The sequence below is a fragment of the Paraburkholderia xenovorans genome (assembly GCF_046030735.1).
Classification (GTDB): domain Bacteria; phylum Pseudomonadota; class Gammaproteobacteria; order Burkholderiales; family Burkholderiaceae; genus Paraburkholderia; species Paraburkholderia xenovorans_A.
In genome coordinates this window covers 41,814-64,289 of record NZ_JAQQBV010000041.1, presented here as the reverse complement: position 1 = coordinate 64,289, position 22,476 = coordinate 41,814, and the positions used below count along the sequence as shown (strand labels likewise).

Genomic DNA, 22,476 nt, shown 5'->3' with positions numbered 1-22,476 from the left:
GCGGCGGCAAAGAAAGTAAGTGCCGCCCCGCACAGGGGCAACCCAGGCAAACCAACAAGAAATGAAAAAAAACCAAACCCGCCGCAGGCAAAAAAACACCTAGTTCGACAAAGACAAATACGGCGAACTAACCGCCGCAGGCGGAAACGGCTGCAACCCAGTCTGCTTGTTGAACGAATACCTCAAATAAACCGCCGCGAGCCACTCGCGATATTCATAAGCATTCCCGAGCGAAGCGGTAGCCCCAAACGCCAACTGCGGCGCCAGTTGGTACTCGCCAACTGCGCTAACAGAATACGACACCCCAGTCTTGCTCTGCCCAGGATAAACCGCACCGGCATCCACCCCCGTGCCAACGAAAGCAGCATTGTTGGCAGCAGCAGTCTGTCGCGCCGAATCCCCACTCAGCGGGAAATAATTCGACGAATCCTGTCGATAATGCTGCACGCCAATCGATCCCTTCAGGTCGTAAGTAAACGCGCCATTGCGCCCCGTCCACTCGACCGGCAAATTCAGAATCACATATTGCTGCGGACTGAAATAGCCACCCTGACCATACGTGTAGTACGACAGATTATTCGCGTAGCGCATCAGCGTCGTATTCACTCCGACCGTCAACGTCTGATCGGCATCCTTCAACACACGCGTGTAAATACCGCCGCCACCCTTCACGGCGTTGTTGCTCACCACGTTCGTGCCCTGGTAGAACTGGTACGCGCCATTCACGTACAGCCCGTTCGTGCCGTCGTCCCATGCGAGGCTCGCCAGGCCGCCGTTCGACGTCACGCCGCCCCATTCGAGGCCGGAACCCGAGTCGCGCGCGCCGGCATAAGACAGCAAGCTGTCGGTCACCGCCCGTCGCGCGACGGCCAGCGAATACGTCACCTTGTCGGTAATGCCGCCGTTGTATTGCGCGCCACCCACGATGTTCGTCTCGCGGAAACCGATCGGCGTCACGCCTACGTCGGCGCTGATGCTGCGCCCCTCGTAGCCGAGCGACAGACCCACGCCGCTCGCGCTCTGGCTCCCATACGTGTTGGTGCCGGCAATCGCCGCCGCCTCCGACCTGCTGTTGGAGAGCCCCGCGCCGAATCGCGCAAGCGTCGACACGTTGCCCGCCGCCGTGCCGGCGTCGAGCGTGACCGGCGTCGCCGTCACGACGATGTGGCCGTTGCCCGCCTTGATCCGCCCCTGCACCGGCGCTTCGATGTCGGTCAGCGTCGACAGGCCGTCTTCGCCCGTCCGGTTGCGGAATATCAGGCCGCCCGACACCGTGCTCGACTGCTCGCGATTGACCTGCGCAAGCTCTTCGGCCACGCCGAGCGTCTGCGTATTCGCGACGTTCGACGGCGCATAGCTGTTGCCGCCCGCGCCAGGTTGCTGCGGGTAATAGGCCTGCGCGTAACCGGTCGGCGGCTGCGGAATGTACGGTTGTTGCTGCTGGGCGTAGTAGCCGGAATTCGGCGGTTGCGGCGCATACGGCTGATACGGTTGCTGCCCGTAACCTTGTTGCTGCGGCGGATAGGGCTGGTACGGCTGCTGTGCGTAATAACCTGCGTTCGCCTGCTGCTGTGGATACGGCTGCTGCCCGTAGGGCGAGCGCGCATAGTTCTGCGAATTCTGCGCGTTGCGTTTGCTGGCCGACGTGCTTTGCTTCTTGCCGGTCGCGCGTTTCGTATGGGTGGTCGTTCCCGCGTAACCCGGCTGCTGCATCGAACCCGCATTGGCCTGTGCCTGACGCGCAGCCGGCGACATCGGCCAGGGCGTCGCCGCATAACCGTCCGGCGCTTGCTGCGGATAGGGCGCTTGCTGTGCATAAGGCGCTTGTTGCGCATACGCCCCCTGCTGCGGATAAGGCGCCTGCTGGCCATAAGGCGCTTGCTGCGGATAACTCCCTTGCTGCGGATAACCCGCGTTGTACTGCTGTTGCGGCGCCTGCTGCATCGGCTGCATCTGTGCGGGCATCTGCTGCTGCCCTTGTCCCGGGTAAGGCTGCAACGGTGCGCCCGACTGGCTCGAACCGTAGCTTTCCTGACCGTAGCCGCCCGAGTTGGCGGCCGGATTCGGTGCGTTATAAGGCACGGCGGTAGGCGCGGCATTCGGCGCATACGGCCGCGAAGGCGCGGTATAAGGCGCGACATAGGGCGCAACATAAGGCGCGGGCTGCGTGGGCGGCGGATAGTTCGGCACGGTCTGTGTCGGCAAGGAGGACTGCGAGTACGGGAGCGAAGCGCGCGCGGCGTTGAAACCGCTGCCGCCGAGCGCGGCGCTGTCGGCATCGGTCGGCGTGACCGTGGCGGTTTTGCCTTCGAAAGGATTGGTGCCGGGCAGCGGCGTCGCGCCGATCCGGCGCATCGCGACTTCCCAGCCGCGCGGCACGTTGCTCTGCGAGTTCGTGCGCGGCGAGTTGGCCATCAGCGGGGTGTTGGCGGCGACCAGCGAGCGCTGCAAATAAGTCGACGCGAGCGACAGTTTGCCCTCCGCCCGATACATGCGGCCCACGGTCGCGAGCACGCCTGGATCGCCAGGCGCCGCGGCGAGCGCCTGGTTGGCGAGCGATTCGGCGTAGCGGTAGTCCTTCGCGCCGGTCGCGGCGGTGATCGTCGCTTGCAGCAGATTCAGATCGTCGGGCTTGCGCTGCAATGCGACGCGATAGCTCGCCAGCGCATTGCGGTCGTCGCCGGCGGTCGAATAGAGGCGCCCGAGCGCGGTTTGCAGATCGGGATTGTCCGGCATCGCGGCGAGCCACGGCGCGATCACGTCGTACGCGCTGGCGAGATCGCCGCGCTGACGCACCGCGTCGCATTGCTTGATCACGATGCCCAGATTCAGATTGCCGAAGTCCGTGCGCTGCTGCGGCGTCAACGGCATCGACGCCAGCCGCCGCATCACCATCCCGAGTTCGTTTTCCTGCTGCGTGGCCGACAGAATCCCCGCGTATTGCAGCAGCAGATCGGTATTGCCCGGCGCGGCATTCATCGCGCTGCGCACGAGCGACAGCGCGCGGTTCGGATCGCCGGCCTGCTGATAGGCCGCGCCGAGCACGCCGATCAGTTCGGGGCTGGCGCCCGCGACCGGTTCGGCCGCGCGCAGCGTCGCCAGCGCCTGCTGGTTCTGGCCGCTCCTGGCCATGCGCGTCGCGAGATCGGCCTGCTGATGCACCCACAAGCGGTGCTGCAAGGTGGTCATCGCGTCGGTGCGCTGCGCGACCGGAATGCGTTCGAGTTGCGCGAGACCTGCGCTCCAGTCCTGCGTTTCCGCCGATAGCAGCGCACTCGCGTACAGCGCATCGGTCATGTCCGGATGCGCGGCGAGCAGGCCGTCCATCATGCTGCGGGCATTCGCAACCGCGCCCTGGCGCACGTAAATGCGCGCGAGGTCGAGGCGCAGCCACGGATCGTCGGGCGTATTGAGCAGCGCGTCTTCGAACAGGCTGCGCGCGCTGCCGAGATCGCCGCGCGCTTCGGCCGCGCGCGCCTGCGCGGCCTGCGCTTCGCCACGCAGACGATTGATGCCGCCGGCCTTCGACTGCTGCTCGGTGTTCAACTGATTCGCGAATTGCAGCGCTTCGTCGCCGCGCCCTTGTGCGGCCAGCGCGCCGACGAGGCCGCGAATCGCATCGGGATTGTCGGCCTGGCGGCGCAGCGCCATCCGGTACGCCTGTTCGGCGCCGGCCGGATCGTTGTTCGACAGCAGCATTTCGCCGAGCAACACCTGCGCGGTGACGTCCGACGGATTCAGCGCGATCGCGCGTTCGAACAGCGACTTTGCCTTCGCGAATTCGCCGTTGCTGCGCGCGCCGATGGCGTCGCTCGTGTAGGTCCAGTAGGTCGCGCTGTCGAGCGCGGTTTTCCAGTGCGCCGGATTGCCGTTGCGCGACGCGCGCTCCAGATAATTGCGCGCTTCGGCAAAGCGTTCCTGCTTGAGCGCGGCGATGCCCATGCCGCCGAGCGCGTCGGTATCGTTCGGACTGTTAGCCAGCACCGCCGAAAACTTCACGCGCGCCGTAGCGAGATCGCCGCGATCGAGCGCGTTGAAACCGTCGGCGACGGTGCGGCCGCGCGAGTCGACAGCGGCGTTTTCCTGCGCGCGATCGCGCGCGGCCTTGTCCTGCTGCACCATCGAATCGAAGCGCGCTTTCACGGCGGCGTCGTCGGTGGCGGTTTGCAGATACGCTTCATAAAGCGCCGCATCCGACGGCCGTGCGTCGAGCCACAACAATGCCTGGCGCCAGCTTTTCTTCGCCGATGCGCCGACGTTGCTATCCGCCGCGAGCTTTTGCAAACGCGCGATACCGTCGCGGCGCGTAACGTCGCGATAGGTCAGATGCTGCGCGTAGGCGAGCGCGTAACGCGGATCGTCGGGGTTGTCACGCGCGAGTTGTTCGAGCCCGCGGCGCGCCTGATCCCAGCCTTGCGGCGTGGCCGACAACGCCTGGTAGTACTCCAGTTGCAATTCAGGCGTAGCCGGCTTGCCGTTCAGCGCGCGCTGATACTCCTGCACGGCGCTCGCGCTCTGGCCGCTTTGCGCGAGCCGCCGCGCGTCGTTCACGGTCTGATCGCGCACGCTCGATTCGCCGAGGCGCCGGCCCAGTTCATCCAGATTCGGATAGTTCGGCGCGACCGCTTTCAAACGCGCGAGATATTGCTGCGCGCCGGCGCCGTCCTTGCGGTCGGCGAGCACCATGCCCATCCCGAATAGCGCATCGGGTTGTTTCGGATCGATGCGCAATACCTTCTGCCACGCCTGCTCGGCGAGGTCGCCGCGCTGATGCGATTGCCAGTACTTGCCCTGATCGATCAGCACGTTCAACGGATCTTTCGATGCCTGCGCCAGCGCATCGGGCGAAACCGTCGCGACATAACAGACGGAGCAGACCGCCGTGAGGCTCAGCGCGACGCGCAATGACAACGCGAGGGCACTCAATCGCATGCGTTTCTCCAGCTCGGCACGAGACGGCCGGCTTCGTCGAAACGATAGCGGCCGTCGATGAATCCGGTGCCGAACAAGCCCAGCACTCGATCGTAATAGACAGGTTCGCGGCCCGGCACGCCGGCGTCGAGCGCGGCGAGATGGGTGCGCGCGAGGCCGAGGCCGTGCTCGTCGCCGAGCGCCTTGAAGTACGGCGCCAGCGCGCCCCAGTAGCTGAGCGGGCCTTCGCCGCTCGCGCTGCCGTTGGTCGACGACACCTTCTCGGGCGGAATGCCGGTTTGCGCGACCTTCGTGCGCATGCCGCCGAGCGCGGCGAGCCACGGTTTCGCGAGCGGATCGGCGGGCGACGTCATGCCGGCCCACAGATAGAGGCGGATCGCGTCGTAGCTGCCGGTGTCGCCTTCTTTCGGATCGACCACGAACTGGCCGTTCTGCCACGCCGCCCAGTCCGGCGCGAAGCCCAGCGGTGAGGTGGTCTTGACGAGCTTGTACGCGTTGTCCGCGAGCTTGCCCCACGGGCCGTTCGGAATCTCGCGCGCGAGCGCGCGCAGCAGCGGCAACGGCAGGTAGCTCGGGTTCAGGCGCGTCACGCCGTTGTCCCGGAAGCCCTGCGGTCCAGGCAGCAGCATCGGGCCGATGCCCGGCAGCGTGGTGATTTCCTGCTTCGCGATCTGCGCGGCAAGCGCCTCGCCGAGTTGCGTATAGCCCGGATCTTTCCACAGACGCCCGGCTTGCAGCAGATCGTAGGCGATCCACAGATCGGAGTCGGACGCGGAATTGACGTCGATCACGCCGAACGAGCCGTCTGCCTTCTTGCCCCACAGCCACGACGGCAGCCGCATGTTTTGCGGATCGAACTGGTTGCCCGCGAGATTGGTGCGGGTCCAGTTGAGCAGCCGGTCGAAGGTCGCGCGATCGTTCGCGACCAGCGCGAAGAACAGACCGTACGACTGGCCTTCCGAGGTGGTTTTCAATTCCGGCGACGAATAATCGATCACACGGCCGTCGGCCTGCACGAATTTTTCGACGAAGCTGCGATAGCCGCTCCAGTCGCCGCACGCGCCGGGCGTGGCGGCGCTCTGCGCGACTTTCGTCACGGCGGCGAAACTCAGGGTCGCGGCCAGTCCGAGCGTCAGCGCCACGTAGGTCTTTCTGATTCCGACCCGCATATCAATCCTGTTAGTCCTTCAGGCGGCGCGCGGCGATCGAGCGCAGCGTCCGGTAGAACAGACCCGCGATGATCAGCGCAGCCAGCACGCCGCCCAGCATCAGCAGCAGCGGATGCGACGACAGCGCCCAGCGCAGATACTCCTGCGGCGACAAATGGCCGACATAATACGCGTCGCCGTTCGACGTGATGGTCACGTTGCGGCCGTGAATCACGGCCATCGCGCCTTGAATCTGCGGCAGCACGTCGGCATCGAGCAGTGCGGTGGACAGATCGGCGTCCGACTGGCCGGCCGCGCTCACCAGCGCGACCGCGCTGCGATTCTTTTGCAGCGGCGATTCGAAGCCGGTCAGCAGCGCGTCGCCGTTCGAACTCACGAGCGTCAGGTCGGCACGCGCGGGCGTGCGCTCGACGCCGCGTTCGCCATGCCACCAGTCTTCGAGCTTGAAGACGATGTCGGACAGCTGGAAGGTGCGCGAGTCGCCGTCGCTCGAAAACGGCATCGACTTGGCCCAGCGTTGCAGCAGCGGCTGCTTGCCCGGCGCGCCGAAGATCAGCAGATCCTTGTCGGCGTATTTGTCGACGTCGTCGGAGGCGCCGACCGTCACGCCCATCACCGGATAACCGGTCGACGCGCCCATGCGGCCCATCGTCAGCAGATACAGGCTGTAGTCGCTCGAATCGGCGTCGTTCGGCAGGACCACGGCGGTCTCGGAAAGGTCCGCCATGCGCGTGAACGGGAAGCCGCTGTTGGCGAACGCGGCCAGATCGGGCAGCGCCATGTAGTGCGGGAAATCCGACAGATCGATCGTGGTGTTCGGGTCGATCGCGCCGACCACGTTGTCGAGCAGACGCCCGTGGCATTCGCCGGTATTCGGAATGTCGTAGTAGAAGTGCAGACGCACCTGCGTGCGCGGCGTCAGCAGCAGCGGCGGAATGTACACGGTGCGGCGCGCTTCGGCTGTCCTGTCCGGCAGCACGCGTGCGAAATAATGGCTCAGCTCGAACACCGAGGCCGACTCGGCCGGAATCGGCAGCGACTGCACGAAGCCGTTGTTCACGCTCACATTCAGCGACGAACGGTCGCGCAACGGACGCACCGTGTAGCGGTAGCGCAGATCGATCGGCGCGCCCTTGGTGTGCCACATGAACAGATCGGGCGGCACGCGCAGATTCACGTGCACGGCGTCGGCGTCGTAACCGGACACGGTCAGGTCGCGTGCGTCGGCCAGTTCGCCGAAACGCACCGCGCGATTGGTCGGCAGCCAGTTCGGCGCGTCGTACGGCGCGCGCTTCGTCAGTTCGTTCAGTTGTGTGATCGTCGCGCTCGGGCCGCTCAACGTGTTCTGGCCGATGCCGAGTGCTCGCGCGGCGGTCTTCAGTTCGGCGTCGGTGCGGCCGAGCACGAGCAGCAGCTTGCCGCGCGCCGGCGCATCGCGATCGACGACGGCAATCGTCGGGCCGGAGATCGCGGGAATCGTCACGCCGGCCGGACGCTGATCGTTCGTCGCGAATACCACGGCATTGCCCGACAACGGCGCGTTGTCCAGTTGCGCCGGAAACAGCGCGCCGCGATAGCCGGCGAGCGCGCCGAACCAGGACGCGACGATCCCGCCCGCTTCGAGCGTGGTGGCACTCGGCTTCTGCGGGAACACGAACGGCAGTTCGAGGCGCCGCACGTCGCGGCGGTCGAAGAACGGTTGCGGCAGTGCGGCGAGGTCCGGCTTGCTCGCGAGCGACGCGTAGGTCAGATCCAGCGAACTCGCATTGCTGACGGTCGCCCACAGCGACGAATTCGCCGGGTCTTCGCAACTCGTCGTGTAATGGCCGATCAACTGCACGTTCAGATGGTTGAACTCGGTGATGAAGCGCGGATCGATCGACACGTCGCGCGCCACCAGCATGCCGGCCTGCTCGTGCGGCACGGGCAGCGTGGCGGCGACTTCGCCGTTCACCAGCACCTTGAGTTGCGACAGATTGCCGAGCAACGCAGGCGAGTAGCTGTAGATCAGATGCAGTACCGCACCCGTCACCACTTCGTCGCCGCGCACGGAAAACGCGACGCCGTTCTGGCCGTCGGTGCCGCGCAGTTGCAGCGGATCGAGCGCGCCGAGGTCGGCGAAGGTGAGCGTCTGACGGCGGCCGCCCGGCACCAGCGTGCCCGGTTCGGCGGTGGTCGGCGTCCGGATGCCCAGTGCTTTCACCGACGAAGCGGCGAGCGCGGGCGTCGGCGTCGCGAGCGGCGCCTGCTGGATTGCGTTCGGATCGAGCAGCACAGCGGGGCTCGGCGCGGGCACACTGCCTACGCCAGTCGCTACGCCGGTCGTCGCGCGGGTTGCGGCATCGGTTGCCGTGCTTGCCCGCGCGCCTGCCGCCGGGCTTGCGCCGCTCGCAGCCGCCACGGCTTCAGCGGCCGACGCGAGCGGCGCCGCCAATGCGGTCTGTAGCGCGAGCCAGCAGGCGAGGCCGCGCATCAGCCTGCGTGAAGCGGGACCCCGCGAGCGGCGCGCGTTCGACCCCGTCTCCGTGCGCTCGTGATTCGAGCGTTCGATATATCCCTTCGCCATCCTGTTGCCCTTAGATCAGTCTTTGGTTTTTAGCTTCTTGACGTCCACCGGACGGCTTTTCATCGAGCTGCGAAGGTCGGCATAAAGATGCTCGAACAGACCCACGATGCCGCGCGCGCCGACCGTCAACACGTGCGACAGGCCCCGCAGCGGCGTGTCCTGCTGACGCCCTTCGGCCCAGCCGGTCCACGCGTCGGCTCGCGCGAACGTGGTCTTGACGAACTCGTATTCCTGCTCGCGCGTGAGCGCCGAGAAGCGCAGGCCCACGCGGCCCGGTGCGGTGAAGCCGACGGTCGCGGGGAACGCGTATTCCTCGTCGCCGCGAAACAGCGACACGGTCACGTTCTCGTGCATCGGCACTTCGATCTTGCCGGGCAGCGCCACGCCGACGCCGCCTTCCGAGTAGTCGATGGTCTCGCACGCGAGCGTGCGGCCGGTCGAGAACTTCAGCATCACGGGCATCTGCATCGCCACGCGGTGCACCGCGCGAATCTGCCGGCGCTCGCTTGCGGCGGCCACGCTCGCACCGAGGATCAGCATGTTGTAGACGGTCCAGCCGAGGTTCAGGATCGTCGTGTTCACCACGCTGCGGATGTGCCAGTTCAGATAGATGTGCACGATCCCCACCACGAAGCCGATCAGGTTCAGCAACAGCAGGAACAGATACGGCCGCGAGATCGCCCAGTCGAAATAGTTCTTCTCGATCTGGCCGCCCTTGGCCGTCACGTTGAACTTGCCGAGCTTCGGGTTGATCAGCGCGAGCAGCGTCGGCGCGGTGATGTACGACGCCAGCACCGACTCGTACACTTCGGCCCAGAACGAATGGCGGAACGAGCGCTGCATCCGCGAGTTGGTGATGCTCGCGTGCATCATGTGCGGCAATGCGTAGATCGCGATCGTGCTGGCGGCGGCTTCGATCACGTGCGCGTTGAAGAACAGATACGACAGCGGCGCGGTAAGAAACACGAGACGCGGGATGCCGTAGAAGAAGTGCATCATCGCGTTCAGATAGCAGAGCCGCTGGCCGAGCTTCAGCCCCTTGCCGGCGAGCGGATTGTCGATCCGGAAAATCTGCGTCATCCCGCGCGCCCAGCGAATCCGCTGGCCGATGTGGCCGGACAGGCTTTCGGTCGCGAGCCCGGCGGCCTGCGGGATCGCCAGATACGCGGTGGTGTAGCCGAGCCGGTGCAGCTTCAGCGCGGTATGCGCGTCTTCGGTCACGGTCTCCACTGCAATGCCGCCGATCTCCTCGACCATGGTCCGGCGCAAGATCGCGCACGAGCCGCAGAAGAAGGTCGCGTTCCACAGATCGTTGCCGTCCTGCACGAGGCCGTAGAACAGTTCGCCTTCGTTCGGCACCTTGCGGAAGGTGCCGAGGTTGCGCTCGAACGGATCGGCGGAGAAGAAGTGGTGCGGCGTTTGCAGCATCGACAGCAGCTTGTCGCGCAGGAACCAGCCGAGGCCGATCTGCAGGAACGAGCGGGTCGGAATGTGATCGCAGTCGAAGATCGCGAGGTACTCGCCTTGCGTGATCTTCAGCGCCTCGTTGATGTTGCCGGCCTTCGCGTGGCGGTTGTGCGTGCGGATCGTCCAGTTGACGCCGACCTCTTCGCAGAACGCCTTGAACTCGGGGCGGCGGCCGTCGTCGAGCACGTGGATCGAGATTTTCTCGGCCGGATAGTCGAGCGCGAGCGCCGCGAAAATGGTCGGCTTCACCACCGAGAGCGGTTCGTTGTACGTCGGGATGAACACGTCGACGGTCGGCCATTTGTCGCGCGAGGCCGGCAGCGGCATCGGCGTGCGCTTGAGCGGCCATGCAGTCTGGAAGTAGCCGAGCATCAGCACGATGGTCGAGTAGACCTCGGCGGATACGAGCAGCAGACCCCACGCGGCGTCGAGCGGATGCTCCCAGTAAGTGGTGGCGGTGAGCCGCCAGTACATGTAGCGCCCCGAAGTGACCACCGACAGCATGATCATCACCATCGTCGGGTAACGGCCGGGCATGCGGCGGAACCACAGTGCGACGAGGAAGCAGCAGGTCGCGAACGTCAGTTGCTCGTAGAACGCGAGCGGCACCGTGAACACGAAGTACAGCATCGACAGCGCGAACAGCGTGACGAGGACCGTGACCACGCGGCTATTCCAGAAGCGCGCGTCGACGAAGCGTTCGAGCCGCGACAGCTCCGCGCCTTCGAGACCTTGCGGTTGCGTGCTCATGCGACGTTCCTCGGCGAGACGGCGATCGCATCGACCGCCGCCATCAGCCAGTTGCCGCACGTGCGCAAATCCGCGGCGGCCTGGCTGAGTGGATCGTAGTGAATCAGCGTGGTGTCGCAGGCGAGCGCTTCGCTCACGCCTTCATCGAGATGAATCACGCCCGGGAACGCGCGGTTGCCGAGCATCTGGCGCAGAACCTTCAACACGTCTTTGGTCAACTGGCGCGACTGGTCGATCTGGTTGATCACATAGCCGACCCCGCCGAACTCGGGGCGCGGCGCCGCGTACGCGTCGATCATCCGCTCCATTTGCGGAATCGCCGCGTAAGAGGCGGCGTCGGCGAGCACCACGTTCAGCGCGAAGGTGGCCGCGCACAACGCGGTGCGCACATACGCGGACGAACCCGGCGGCGTGTCGATGATGACGATGTCGGACGCGTCGAGGCGCAGCGTCTGCAGCGAGTGGGCGAGCCACATCGGTTCCTGGTCGATATAGGCCTCGAAGCGGCGGCGGTCGTCTTCGAGCACCGCGCCGTAGGGCAGCACCGTGACACCGTCGACGCCGTCGAACATCACCGATTGCCACGCGTCGCCGGACAGCGTCGCGCGCGACAAACCGTCGATGCTGTCGAGCGGCACGCCGAAGTGCAGGCGCAGCGCGTTCTGCGGGTCGAGGTCGAGCGCGATCACGCGCCGGCCGCTGGCGGCCAGCACGGAGGCGAGATTGGCGGCGAGGGTGGTTTTACCGACCCCGCCTTTGGCGGACACCACCGCGATGACTTTCATGAGCGACGAGGGCCGTTGACCAGCCACGAATTGGAGGCGGCCGGGGCGGCGGCGCGCGGAGCGCTTGCCGGCGCGGCCGCCGTTTGAGCAGGGGTTTGACCCGGGGTTTGGCCCGCTGTGCCGCGCAGACGGTCGAAGACCGAATGCAGCGGCGCGGAGTCGCCTGAGGCTTCTGCGGCTTGCGGTGCGGGAACGGGCGCGGCAGCCGGGGCGAACAGTTTGCCGAGTATCGACGTGGGTTGCGCGAGGCTCGACGGTGCGGGAGCGGTTGCCGGTGCAGCGGACGCGGGGGCATAGGCGGCCGGGCGAGCCGGTGTTTGCGCCCATGTCGGAGCCGGCGCCGAAGCGGGCGTGCTCGCGCGCGGCGGGATGGCTGGAATGCTTGCCGCGAATGCAGAGGGGCCGGCTTGCGGCGGTATGGCTGCTGGGGCTGCGGTGGCTTGTATGGCCGACGCGCGGTGTTGAAGCGGCGGAATCGTCGGTGGAGCGTCGGCCGTTGATGTGGTCGCCGCAATAGGCGTGATCGGCGGCACTGGCTTGACCGGTGGGGCATCGGCGGCACCCGCAGCACCCGCAGCACCCGCAGCACCCGCAGCACCCGCAGCACCCGCAGCACCCGCAGCGACGAACGCGCCGAAGCGCGACGCGCCGCGCGGTGCGCCCGGCGCATTCGGCTGAGCCGGCGCGACGACCGGCGGAATGTCGCGGCGCGGCGAGCGCGTGAACAACGGCGCCTTCGCGCGCGTCACCGAAGCGGCGTCTTTGGGCGTCGTGTCCTCACGCCCGGCCGCCAACGCTGCTGCCGCGTCGCTGACCTGCGTCTCGTGCGCGGGCTCGCGACGCTCGCCGATAGCGGGAATCGTGGGCTGTGTCAGATCCAGCGTGACCAGCAACGGCCAGCGAGTGCGCGCCGTGCGCGCTTCGTTCGCCCGGCCGATCTCCTGGTAGGCGCTGGCGTCCCCGCCAAAATGATCGAATAGTTTTTCGATGTCTTTCGATGAACTCATAATGCCGCCGTCTTGTACATGGCTTGCTTTGCCCCGATTCCTCTAACCGCTCGCGGCGCTGTCACACGGGTCCTGGCACTGCACGCGCACCGGTCTGGCGCGTTCCTCTACTGCCTGATACGTGTACTTGTCCGATACGTGTCAAACGCCGTGCCGGCCCAGCCGGAATTCGATCGCGGTATCCGCGCCGAACTCGCTCGTCTGCGCGACCGACAGGCCTTGCGCGCCGAGCGCGCTCAACCACGTTTGATAGACCCCTTCGAGGAACGCCGGCGTCCATCCGAGCGCGGTGTCGCCGAATGCGCGCAGCGGCGCGCAGTAATGGGCGATGCGCAGGCTGTCGGCTTCATCGGCGAGTTCGACGTAACCCCAGTCCGACTCGTGCCAGACCAGGTTCAATGCGTGTGCAAGTTCGGCCGTGGAGCCGCAGGCCGGCAGCGGATGCGCGGCTGCAAAGCGGCTGCCGACGCGATACATCAACTGGCGCAATTCGTCGTGGCCGATCTGCGCTTCGAATTCGGTTGCCAATGCAGTGAGCATGCCTCGCCATTGTGGCGAGATCTGGCGTTCAAGCAGGTAATCGAGAGTTGGGACCATGTTTTCCAGGAAATGGTCGTTGCGTCAGCCTGCTGAGGCGGGCGCAAAACGGCCGGATGCAATAACGGTGTTACGGGAGGACGCGCATTGCACGCGCCCCGAGGTTGCTTTTACCGATGCTGTCTAGTGTCTCCGTCACACTTTGGAGGAGTCTACTTAAGAGATTAAGTTTTAGCCACTTCCGATTCGTCTGGTTTATACGTGCAAACGTTTAATCTGGATGCACCGCGCGCCCGTAATTTTTTCTGATTGAAACAGAGAGCCGGCGGGCAACCGTTGATGCGTGGCGGATAAACGTTTGCGCCGGTCGGAATAAGGCCGTGTTTTGCAAAAGCTTTTAGCGTTTTCAATTCGTCGTAAATGCAACGGTTCGAATTTCGCGGAGATGCGATTCGCATTTTGCAGCGCGCAAAGCACCGGCCAATTCTTACCGATTATTCCTGCGCGAGAAGTCGGACACCCGCCGCGCCAGTCCTGGACCCCGGCGCGCGGCCTGCGCAGGCGCTATTTGCGTGCAAGGCATCAATATTTGTCTGACGGTTGCCGTTATACATGGGCCGAGTGGCCGGAACCAGCCCGTGATAACTATCCCTATGTTTTCCACTACAACGAAGCAACAGTCCGATCCTGGTTTGCGAGATCGTTTTCACCAACGCTCGCTGGAGCACCAACGTCCGCTGTCGACGGTGACGATGGCGTTTACGGTCGTCGCGTTCCTGTGCTTCGTGGGGGCGCGCAATCTCGTCGCCGGACCGGCGGCGCCACTCGCGTACCGGCTCGCCTGCGCGCTGGTGCTCGCGCTGCTGGTGCTGGCGATTCCGCACGCGAAGTCGACGTGGACGTTCGGCGCGATCGGCGTCGCGTATTCGCTGGTGATGGTGGGCGGCCTCGCGCTGAATATTCAAGGCGTCGAGCAGCCGTTGCTGTGGGCATTACCGGCCGTCGTGGTCGTGCCGATCTGCGCGGCGCCGCTATGGCTCACGCCGACGCATTATTTCGTCGGCAGCGCGCTCTTTTATGCGGCCGCGCTCGGCTTGCTGTTCGGCGCGCCGCATCCGCACGATATCGACGTGGTCGTGTGGATGTGGATCGCGGCGATCGGGATGCCGACCTCCGCGGTATTTCACTTCGGCTTCTACGGTTTCCGGCGCAACCACTTTTTGCTCGAAAGCCAACTGGCGCAACTGGCCGCGACGGATCCGCTCACGGGTCTGCAAAACCGCCGTTCGTTCGTCAAGCAGGCCGAGCGGCGCCTCGAGACCATGACGCCCGACGCCCGGGTCAGCGCGATCTTTCTCGATATCGACAACTTCAAATCGCTGAACGACCGTTTCGGCCATGCGGTCGGCGACCGCGCGTTGTACGAGATCGCCCAGGCGTTGATGGAGGAGGCCAGTGCGGAGGACAGCGTGAGCCGCATCGGCGGCGAGGAATTCGCCGTGCTGTTGCACGACGGACTGAGCGGCGCGCTCGACCTGGCCGAGCGGTTGCGCGGCGCGATTGCCGCGATCGCGCGGCCGGACGGTTTCATGACCGCGAGTTTCGGAGTGGCCGAGCATCGCGGCGGCGAGAACATCATGGTGCTGCTCGATCGCGCCGACGAAGCGCTGCTGCGCGCCAAGCACAGCGGACGCAACCGTGTGTGCGCCGAGCGTGCGCTGCCGGCCGACGCGCTGCGCCTGCTGGCGGACGGCGTGTCCGGCGAGGCATCCGCCGAAGGGCTCGCCGAAAACGCGACCACTGCGCGGCATCGCTGGGACGACTACTACCTGACCTCGCATTTTCAGCCGCTGTATAGCCTGTCGCATCAGAAGCAGGTGGGCTTCGAGGCGCTGTTGCGCGGCGAGCAGGACGACGGCTCGCTGGTGCCGCCGATGGTGCTGTTCGCGCCGAAGCCGTCGAGCGACGAAGGCGCGCTCGACCGTGTCAGTCACGCGGTGCATCTCGGCAATGCGCGCAGACTGCTGCCCGCCGACGCGTGGCTGTTCCTCAACATTCTGCCCGCCACCTTCGTGGCCGCGGGTTACGCGGATCAACTCGCCGCGATCGTCCGCAAGGTCGGGCTCGAACCCGAACGCGTGATTCTGGAGATTCTCGAGTCGCATGGCGGCAGTGTCGACGACATGTCGCAAGCGGCGGCGCTGTACCGCGAGCACGGCTTCCTGATCGCCGTCGACGATTTCGGCGCGGGTCAGTCGAATCTCGACCGCCTGCTGCGGATCCGGCCGGACATCGTGAAGCTCGACGGCGAACTGATCCGCGCGACCAGCCCGTGCTCCGAACAGCCGATCCTGCCGAAGCTCGTCTCCTTGCTGCATCAGGCGGGGATGCTGGTGGTGGTGGAGGGTGTGGAGACCACGGAGGAACTGATCCTCGCGGTGGAATCGAATGTGGATTTCGCGCAGGGTTATCTGCTCGGCCGCCCGGCCGCGGAGATCGCACCGCCGGAGTCCGTGCAGCAGCGTATCGACGACGCATTCGACGTGATCGCGCAAGGGCGCGCGCATCAGCATGCGGTGTTCGAGTCCGAAGTGGAGCCTTACCGGGTGGGCTTGCGGCTGGCGGCGGACGCCTTGCAGCGCGGCGTGCCGCCGGCTGACGCGTTCGCTTCGCTGGCCGCGTTCGGACGGTCCATCAGTTGCTTCATTCTCGACGATTCGGGGCGACAGGTCGGTCCCGAGGTGCCCGGCCCGGCGTGGACCAAAGACGGCGCTTCGCTGCAACCCGTCGCGAATCCACGCGATGCGCGCTGGGACCATCGGCCGTATTTTCGCAATGCCGTTCTGCTGCCCGGCGTGCCGGTGACCAGCAACCCTTATCTGTCGCTCGCCAGCGGGCGGCCTTGCATCGCCGTGACGCTGGCGATCCAGCTCGGCGACGGGCGCGCGGTCGTGGGAGTGGAGCTGGATTGGTCGGTGGCCGGTTTGCCGTGGCCGGCGGGGGATTGAGCTTGCTTTTTTGCTAGCCGACCGGGAATGCCGGGTGGTTTAGTAGCCGCCTTTTGCGTTTTTTGCGGCCGTTGCCGCCGCCGCTTTGTCTTTATACGACGCCGCCAGATCCGCCGCCGCCCGGCTCAATAGTCCCGTGTCGGTGCCGACCGCGACGAAGGTCGCGCCCGCCGCGAGATACCCTTCGGCGATTTCCCGATCCGGCGCGAGCACACCCGCTGCCTTGCCTGCCGCGCGAACGGTCTGGATGCCGGCGCGGATCGCGTCGCGCACGCGCGGGTCGCCCGGCTTGCCGAGCAGACCCATCGAAGCGCTCAGGTCAGCGGGCCCGAAGAACACGCCGTCTACCCCGTCGACGGCGGCAATCGACGGCAGATTCTCCATCCCCTGCGTGGTCTCCACCTGCACCAGCACACACAGTTCTTGCGCCGCTTCGCTCAGATAGTCCGGAATCCGGTTCCAGCGGGATGCGCGCGCCAACGCGCTGCCCACGCCGCGAATCCCCTGCGGCGGGTAGCGTGTCGCGGCGACGGCTTCCTCGGCCTGGGCGGCCGTATCGATCATCGGCAGCAGCAGCGTTTGCGCGCCGATATCCAGCAACTGCTTGATCAGCGCGGTGTCGCTGCGCACCGGCCGCACCACCGGATGCGATGCGTAAGCGGCCACGGCCTGCAATTGCACGAGCGTGCTGCGCACGTCGTTCGGCGCGTGTTCGTTGTCGATCAGCAGCCAGTCGAAGCCGGCGGTTGCCAGCAACTCGGTCACATAGGCGTCGGCGAGCGCCGCCCATAAGCCGAATTGCGGCTTGCCGTCGCTCAATGCGTGCTTGAAGGTGTTGCGTGGAAGTGTCGTCACGTTGCGCTCAGATGAAGTTCAAACCGATGCCGCCCAGCGGCCCGTAGTCGACATGAAACGTATCGCCCGCGCGTGCCGCAATCGGGCTCGTGAACGAGCCGCTCAGGATCACGTCGTTTGCGTTCAGCGCTTCGTCGTACGGGGCGATCTTGTTCGCGAGCCATGCGACGCCGTTCGCCGGATGATTCAGCACCGCCGCGGCGAGACCGCTTTCTTCGACCGCGCCGTTCTTGTAGAGCAACGCGCCGACCCAGCGAAGATCGACGTCCAGCGGCCGCACCGGCCGGCCGCCCAGCACGATGCCCGCGTTCGCCGCGAAGTCGGAGATCGTGTCGTACACCTTGCGCGGCGCCTTCGTCTCGCGGTCGAACTGTTCGATGCGCGCGTCGATGATCTCCACGGCGGGCGTCACGTACGCGGTGGCGTCGAGCACGTCGAATAGCGTGACGCCTGGGCCCTTCAACGGTTTGCTCAGCACGAAGGCCAGTTCCACTTCCACACGCGGCGCGATGAAGCGGTCCGCGCGGATGTCCTGACCGTTTTCGATGAACATGCTGTCGAGCAGCGGCGCGTAGTCGGGTTCGTCGATCTGCGACGAGCGCTGCATCGCGCGCGACGTCAGGCCGATCTTGCGGCCCTTGATCACATGGCCGGCAGCGAGTTTGAGCTTCACCCACTCGCGCTGGATTGCGTAGCCGTCCTGCACGGTCATCTGCGGATACTGGGCGGAGAAGTGGCGCAGTTGCGTGCGGGTTTTCTCCGCGTTGTCGAGCTGCGCCGCGAGATCGCGGAGGGTGGGTTCGTCGAGCATTCTGGATTCTCTTTGAGCGGCTTTTGAGCGGCGTTGATCGCTGAGTCCGCGTCCGCGTGCTAGGCCTTCAGCCGCGCGTGCAGGTTGTTGTGCTTCCACGTGCCGGTTTCGCTGAACTCATTGATTTCCAGCGACAACGCGAGGCCGTGCCGTTCGAATTGTTCCGCGAAGTGCTGCTTGATCACGTCGAACAACGCGTCGCCGGTGGCTTTTTTTGCGGCGTCCGAGCGGCCCGCGGCGATCTTCAGGTTGGCGTGCAGATACGCGGCGTCGGCGCGGCCGTCGGCGATGCTGTATGCGTCGCAGCGCAATGCCCGCACGCGGATGCCGCCGGGCGGGAACACCGGTCGTTCATTTTCGCGCTGGGCGGCGAGGCAGTCCGCGAGCGATTTGCACAGCCGGCCAACGCTGTTTGCGTCGGCGAGGTTGGCGCTGTAGTCGAGTGTCAGATGCGGCACGGTGGACTCCTTATTCAATGTTCAGCCGGTATGCCGGCGGGCAGCGGCGTCACCGGGAAAATCGCGTTGATCTGCCCGGTGCCCGAGCTGCCGAAATACGGCGTGACGACTTCGACCTTGCCGTCGTAACGGTCCCAGCCGAGCGCGCCGAGCAGCATTGCGGTGTCGTGCATGCCGCCTTCGCCCCAGCACTTTTCGTTGTAGAGCGGCAGCATCGCGCAGAAGGTTTTCCAGTCGCCCGCTTCCCACAAGTCGACGACCTTGCGGTCCATCTGTTCGAGAAACGGGCTCCATACCTTGTGCATGAACTGCTCGGCGGTGCCGTTGTCCGCGAAGTGGTGGCTCAACGAACCGCTCGCGAGAATCGCGACGGTGCCGTCGTAACGCTCTTCGATCGCGCGACGCACGGCAAGGCCGAAGCGCGCGCTCGTCGCGAGGTCGTGCCACATGCACCAGCCGGCCACCGAAACGGTTTTGAAGTGCTGATCGCCATTCATATAGCGCATCGGCACCAGCGTGCCGTACTCGAGTTCGAGCGTGGTCGTGCTGTGCGCGCGGCTTTTCACGCCCATTTCATTGGCGACTTCGGCGATCAGGTCGCCGAGCCCGACATTGCCGGGATACGCGTACGGCATGTTCTTGATGAAGTGCGGCAGTTCGTTGCTCGTGTAGACACCTTCGAATTTCGGCGCGCAATTGATGTGGTATTCGCTGTTCACCAGCCAGTGCACATCGAATACGACGATCGTATCCACCCCCAATTCGCGGCAACGCCGGCCGATTTCATGGTGACCGTCGATCGCGGGCTGACGGCAGCCTTTGTGCGGACCGTCGAGTTCGGACAGATATAACGACGGGACATGAGTGACTTTTGCTGCCAATGCGAGTTTGCCCATCGCGGTCTCCTGTGGTGGCGGCTTTTTACGGCTCGTGATGGCTCAAACGCCCCAGCGCGGAATGTGATGCGAGCCGAGCGACACGCAGACATTCTTCGGTTCGAGAAACACTTCGTAGCTCCACGTGCCGCCTTCACGGCCGACGCCCGATGCCTTCGTGCCGCCGAACGGCTGCCGCAGATCGCGCACGTTCTGGCTGTTGACGAAGCACATGCCCGCTTCGACGGCGGCGGCGACACGTAGCGCGCGGCCGCTGTTCTCGGTCCAGATGTAGCTCGACAGGCCATAGGAGATGTCGTTGGCGAGCCTGATCGCTTCGGCTTCGTCGTCGAATGGGATCAGGCATGCGACCGGGCCGAAGATCTCTTCCTGCGCGATGCGCATACGGTTGTCGACGTCGACGAACACGGTGGGCTGAACGAAGTTGCCTTTGCGCATCGCGTCGGGCAGATCGGGCGTATCGAGTCCGCCGCACGCGAGCGTCGCACCTTCCTTGGGGCCGAGTTCGATATAGCTGCGTACTTTCGCCAGATGCCCCTGGCTGATCATCGGCCCGACGATCGTGCTGTCGGCCAGCGGGTCGCCCACGGTCAAACGCTTCGCGCGTTCGATGAAACGCTCGGCAAAACGCGCGTAAATCGAGCGTTGCACCAGAATGCGCGAACCGGCGGTGCAGCGTTCGCCGTTGTTCGAGAAGATCATGAACACGGCGGCGTCGAGTGCGCGTTCGAAATCGGCGTCGTCGAAAATCACGAATGGCGATTTGCCGCCGAGCTCCATCGAGAACTTCTTCAAGCCGGCGGTTTGTACGATGCGGTTGCCGGTCGCGGTGGATCCGGTGAACGACACCGCGTGCACGTCGGGATGCGCGACCAGCGGCTCGCCGGTCTCCTTGCCGTAGCCGTGGACGACGTTCAGCACGCCGGCCGGAATGCCCGCTTCGAGCGCGAGATTGCCGAGCATCGATGCGGTAAGCGGCGACAGTTCGCTCATTTTCAGCACGGCTGTATTGCCGAACGCGAGGCAGGGGGCCACTTTCCACGTCGCCGTCATGAACGGCACATTCCACGGCGAGATCAGCGCGCACACGCCGACCGGATGAAACAGCGTGTAGTTCAGGTGAGTTTCCGTCGGATACGTGTGACCGTCGACGCGCGTGCACATCTCGGCGAAGTAGCTGAAGTTGTCGGCGGCGCGCGGCACGAGTTGCTTGCGCGTTTGCGAGATCGTCTGGCCGGTGTCTTTCGTCTCGGTTTCCGAAATCTCCGGCACGTTCTTCGCGATCAGTTCGCCGAGCTTGCGGATCAGTTTCGCGCGTTCGGCGGCGGGCTTGCCGGCCCATGCCGGAAATGCCGCTTTGGCGGCGCGCACGGCCGCGTCGACTTCCTGCGCACCGCCGCGCGCGACTTCGGCGAGTATTTCCTGCGTGGCCGGATTGACCGTTTCGAAGTAGTCGTTCGCGGTGCCTGATTTTCCGTCGATCAGATGTTCGATTCGCATTGCGTTGTCCTATGCCCTATGCCCGATGAACAGCACCGTTTCACTCGCGTCCGAAGTCCGCGTCCGATGCAATCGTGTTGACCAGACGGCCCAGGCCGTCGATTTCGCAGACCACTTCGTCGCCTACATCGACATTGACGGTGCCCTCCGGCGTACCGGTCAGGATCACGTCGCCGGGCGCGAGCGTCATGAAGCTGCTCAGATATTCGATCAGCGCTGGAATGTCGGTGACCAGATCGCGTGTATTGCCTTGCTGCCGCAGCGTGCCGTTCACATAGGTGCGCAATTCGAGCTGCGTGACGTCTTCAATATCGGCTGCATCGACAAACCACGGCCCGAGCACCGTGCCGCCGTCGCGATTCTTCACGCGCAGGTTGGGGCGGTAGTAGTTTTCGAGGTAGTCGCGAATCGTGTAGTCGTTGGCGATCGTGTAGCCGGCCACATGGCGCATCGCCTGATCGCGGCTGACGTTGCGCGCGCTTTGGCCGATCACGACCGCAAGCTCGCACTCGTAGTGCATGAACGTGACGTCGGCGGGGCGGCGCGTGAAACCGCGATGGCCGATCACCGTGCCCGGGCCTTTGAGAAACACCAAAGGCTCTTGCTGTTTGTTGAACTGCAACTCCTTCGCATGCTCGGCGTAATTCAGGCCGAGCGCGAAGATCGTGCCGACTTCGAGCGGGGCGAGCCATACCACTTCGTCTTCGCGACGCACGCGGCCGTCGGCGAGTCGCACCGCGCTCGCGTCCGCTGTATCAGGACAAGCTTCGTGAATCGCTCCGGCATAGGCAACGCGGCCGCGCATCATGGCTGTTCTCCGCCGTGTTCTCCGGCCCCGACGAACGAGACTTCGAGCGGCGGCATGCTGCCGATCGTCAGCGTGGCGGTGTCGCCTCGATGCGCGACCGGCGAACCGTGAGGCACGCCTAGTGTGATCACGTCGCCGGGGCTCAGTGTCATGAAATCGGTCACATCCGCGATCAATTGCGCGACGTTGCGCACCGTGGATGCAGTCGTCGCATTGAAGACTTCGTGCCCCGCGAGTGCAACGCGAATCGGCAAGTCATCGGGCGCTGCAACATGACGCGCCGCAACGAGCGCGGGCCCGATTACGCAGAAGCCGTCGCGTGCCCGGAAGCGCACCGAAGGACGATACACGCTTGCATGCGGCACGCTCAAATCGGCGACCGGCGTGTAGCCCGCGATGTAGTCGAACGCACGGGTCACGCTCACCCGTGTTGCCGTGCGGCCGATCACGATACCGAGCGACGCGCCCACTTCGACACCCAGCGCGTCGTCCGGCACGACCACGCGAGCGCGGTGCCCGGCGAGCGCGTTGCGCGGCTTCAGATACAGGATCGGCGCTTTCGGCGGTGCCTGATAGGGCGCTGCGTTCACCGCATCGCCCAGCGCCGCCAATGCGGCGCGGTCGTTGAGCAGCGTGCCGTAGACCGCGCCCGCGATCGGCGCACGGCAAGCGACGCCCCGTGCAAGCAGCGCGGCAGCGGCGGGCGCGTCTACGTCGCGAGGCAGCGCGTCGCCTTCGGGATGAAGCAGATGATCGGCAAGTGCGAACATGATCTGGCTGTTTATCGAGGAAAACACTAACATGTTAGTAGTATTGCGCTTGATATGATCCACGGTCAATAGCCTGTCGGCTGATCGCGGGTTTTCCCTTAAGCTTCGACGGCTGCTTTTCCAACTCACCTTCCGCCATGTCTGCTTCTACCCGAGT

15 protein-coding genes are annotated in these 22,476 nt (G+C 65.2%); 1 reads left to right on the top strand and 14 read right to left on the bottom strand.

Features of this window, described 5'->3' with window-relative positions; translation table 11 throughout:
• Window positions 1-99: 99 nt before the first annotated feature.
• From PQQ51_RS29580 to bcsD, 7 genes are all read right to left on the bottom strand, one after another.
• Window positions 100-4,932 carry a cellulose synthase subunit BcsC-related outer membrane protein gene (locus PQQ51_RS29580; RefSeq protein WP_408500742.1) on the bottom strand — a complete coding sequence of 1,611 codons (4,833 nt, stop codon included), beginning with the start codon at window positions 4,930-4,932 and terminating at the stop codon, window positions 100-102.
• Complete coding sequence (bcsZ, locus tag PQQ51_RS29575; protein WP_408500741.1) at window positions 4,923-6,101, bottom strand: cellulose synthase complex periplasmic endoglucanase BcsZ; 1,179 nt, start codon at window positions 6,099-6,101, stop codon at window positions 4,923-4,925. Before bcsZ ends, PQQ51_RS29580 begins: the two co-directional genes overlap by 10 nt.
• Before the next feature lie 10 nt (window positions 6,102-6,111).
• Window positions 6,112-8,667: a cellulose biosynthesis cyclic di-GMP-binding regulatory protein BcsB gene (bcsB, locus tag PQQ51_RS29570; protein WP_408500740.1), complete on the bottom strand. Its 2,556-nt coding sequence runs from the start codon at window positions 8,665-8,667 to the stop codon at window positions 6,112-6,114.
• A gap of 15 nt (window positions 8,668-8,682) precedes the next feature.
• Entirely contained in the window at window positions 8,683-10,884 is a 2,202-nt protein-coding gene (gene bcsA / locus PQQ51_RS29565) for a UDP-forming cellulose synthase catalytic subunit (RefSeq protein ID WP_408500739.1), read from the bottom strand.
• Entirely contained in the window at window positions 10,881-11,669 is a 789-nt protein-coding gene (gene bcsQ / locus PQQ51_RS29560) for a cellulose biosynthesis protein BcsQ (protein ID WP_408500738.1), read from the bottom strand. Before bcsQ ends, bcsA begins: the two co-directional genes overlap by 4 nt.
• A complete protein-coding gene (bcsP, locus tag PQQ51_RS29555; RefSeq protein WP_408500737.1) occupies window positions 11,666-12,676 on the bottom strand; it encodes a cellulose biosynthesis protein BcsP in 1,011 nt (336 codons plus the stop codon). Before bcsP ends, bcsQ begins: the two co-directional genes overlap by 4 nt.
• Before the next feature lie 141 nt (window positions 12,677-12,817).
• Window positions 12,818-13,273, bottom strand: a complete 456-nt coding sequence (gene bcsD / locus PQQ51_RS29550; RefSeq protein WP_408500736.1) for a cellulose biosynthesis protein BcsD — start codon at window positions 13,271-13,273, stop codon at window positions 12,818-12,820.
• 593 nt (window positions 13,274-13,866) lie between these two features.
• On the opposite strand from bcsD, the gene PQQ51_RS29545 reads away from it, so the two are divergent.
• A complete protein-coding gene (locus PQQ51_RS29545; RefSeq protein WP_408500745.1) occupies window positions 13,867-16,221 on the top strand; it encodes an EAL domain-containing protein in 2,355 nt (784 codons plus the stop codon).
• A gap of 39 nt (window positions 16,222-16,260) precedes the next feature.
• Here the strand turns inward: PQQ51_RS29545 and hpaI are convergent, their stop codons facing one another.
• Genes hpaI through PQQ51_RS29510 form a run of 7 tightly spaced genes read right to left on the bottom strand, consistent with a single transcriptional unit; the run spans window position 16,261 to window position 22,319 of the window.
• Window positions 16,261-17,076 (bottom strand): 4-hydroxy-2-oxoheptanedioate aldolase, encoded by an 816-nt coding sequence (gene hpaI / locus PQQ51_RS29540; RefSeq protein ID WP_408500735.1) that lies wholly within the window; start codon window positions 17,074-17,076, stop codon window positions 16,261-16,263.
• A 7-nt stretch (window positions 17,077-17,083) separates the two neighbouring features.
• Window positions 17,084-17,887: a 2-oxo-hept-4-ene-1,7-dioate hydratase gene (gene hpaH, locus PQQ51_RS29535; protein WP_408500734.1), complete on the bottom strand. Its 804-nt coding sequence runs from the start codon at window positions 17,885-17,887 to the stop codon at window positions 17,084-17,086.
• A gap of 59 nt (window positions 17,888-17,946) precedes the next feature.
• Window positions 17,947-18,345 carry a 5-carboxymethyl-2-hydroxymuconate Delta-isomerase gene (locus PQQ51_RS29530; RefSeq protein WP_408500733.1) on the bottom strand — a complete coding sequence of 133 codons (399 nt, stop codon included), beginning with the start codon at window positions 18,343-18,345 and terminating at the stop codon, window positions 17,947-17,949.
• Between the two features lie 14 nt (window positions 18,346-18,359).
• A complete protein-coding gene (gene hpaD, locus PQQ51_RS29525; protein WP_408500732.1) occupies window positions 18,360-19,241 on the bottom strand; it encodes a 3,4-dihydroxyphenylacetate 2,3-dioxygenase in 882 nt (293 codons plus the stop codon).
• 42 nt (window positions 19,242-19,283) lie between these two features.
• Window positions 19,284-20,741: a 5-carboxymethyl-2-hydroxymuconate semialdehyde dehydrogenase gene (gene hpaE, locus PQQ51_RS29520; RefSeq protein ID WP_408500731.1), complete on the bottom strand. Its 1,458-nt coding sequence runs from the start codon at window positions 20,739-20,741 to the stop codon at window positions 19,284-19,286.
• Between the two features lie 40 nt (window positions 20,742-20,781).
• Window positions 20,782-21,549 (bottom strand): fumarylacetoacetate hydrolase family protein, encoded by a 768-nt coding sequence (locus tag PQQ51_RS29515; protein ID WP_408500730.1) that lies wholly within the window; start codon window positions 21,547-21,549, stop codon window positions 20,782-20,784.
• On the bottom strand, window positions 21,546-22,319 hold the full coding sequence (locus PQQ51_RS29510; RefSeq protein ID WP_408500729.1) for a fumarylacetoacetate hydrolase family protein: 774 nt from the start codon (window positions 22,317-22,319) through the stop codon (window positions 21,546-21,548). Before PQQ51_RS29510 ends, PQQ51_RS29515 begins: the two co-directional genes overlap by 4 nt.
• Window positions 22,320-22,476: the final 157 nt, after the last annotated feature.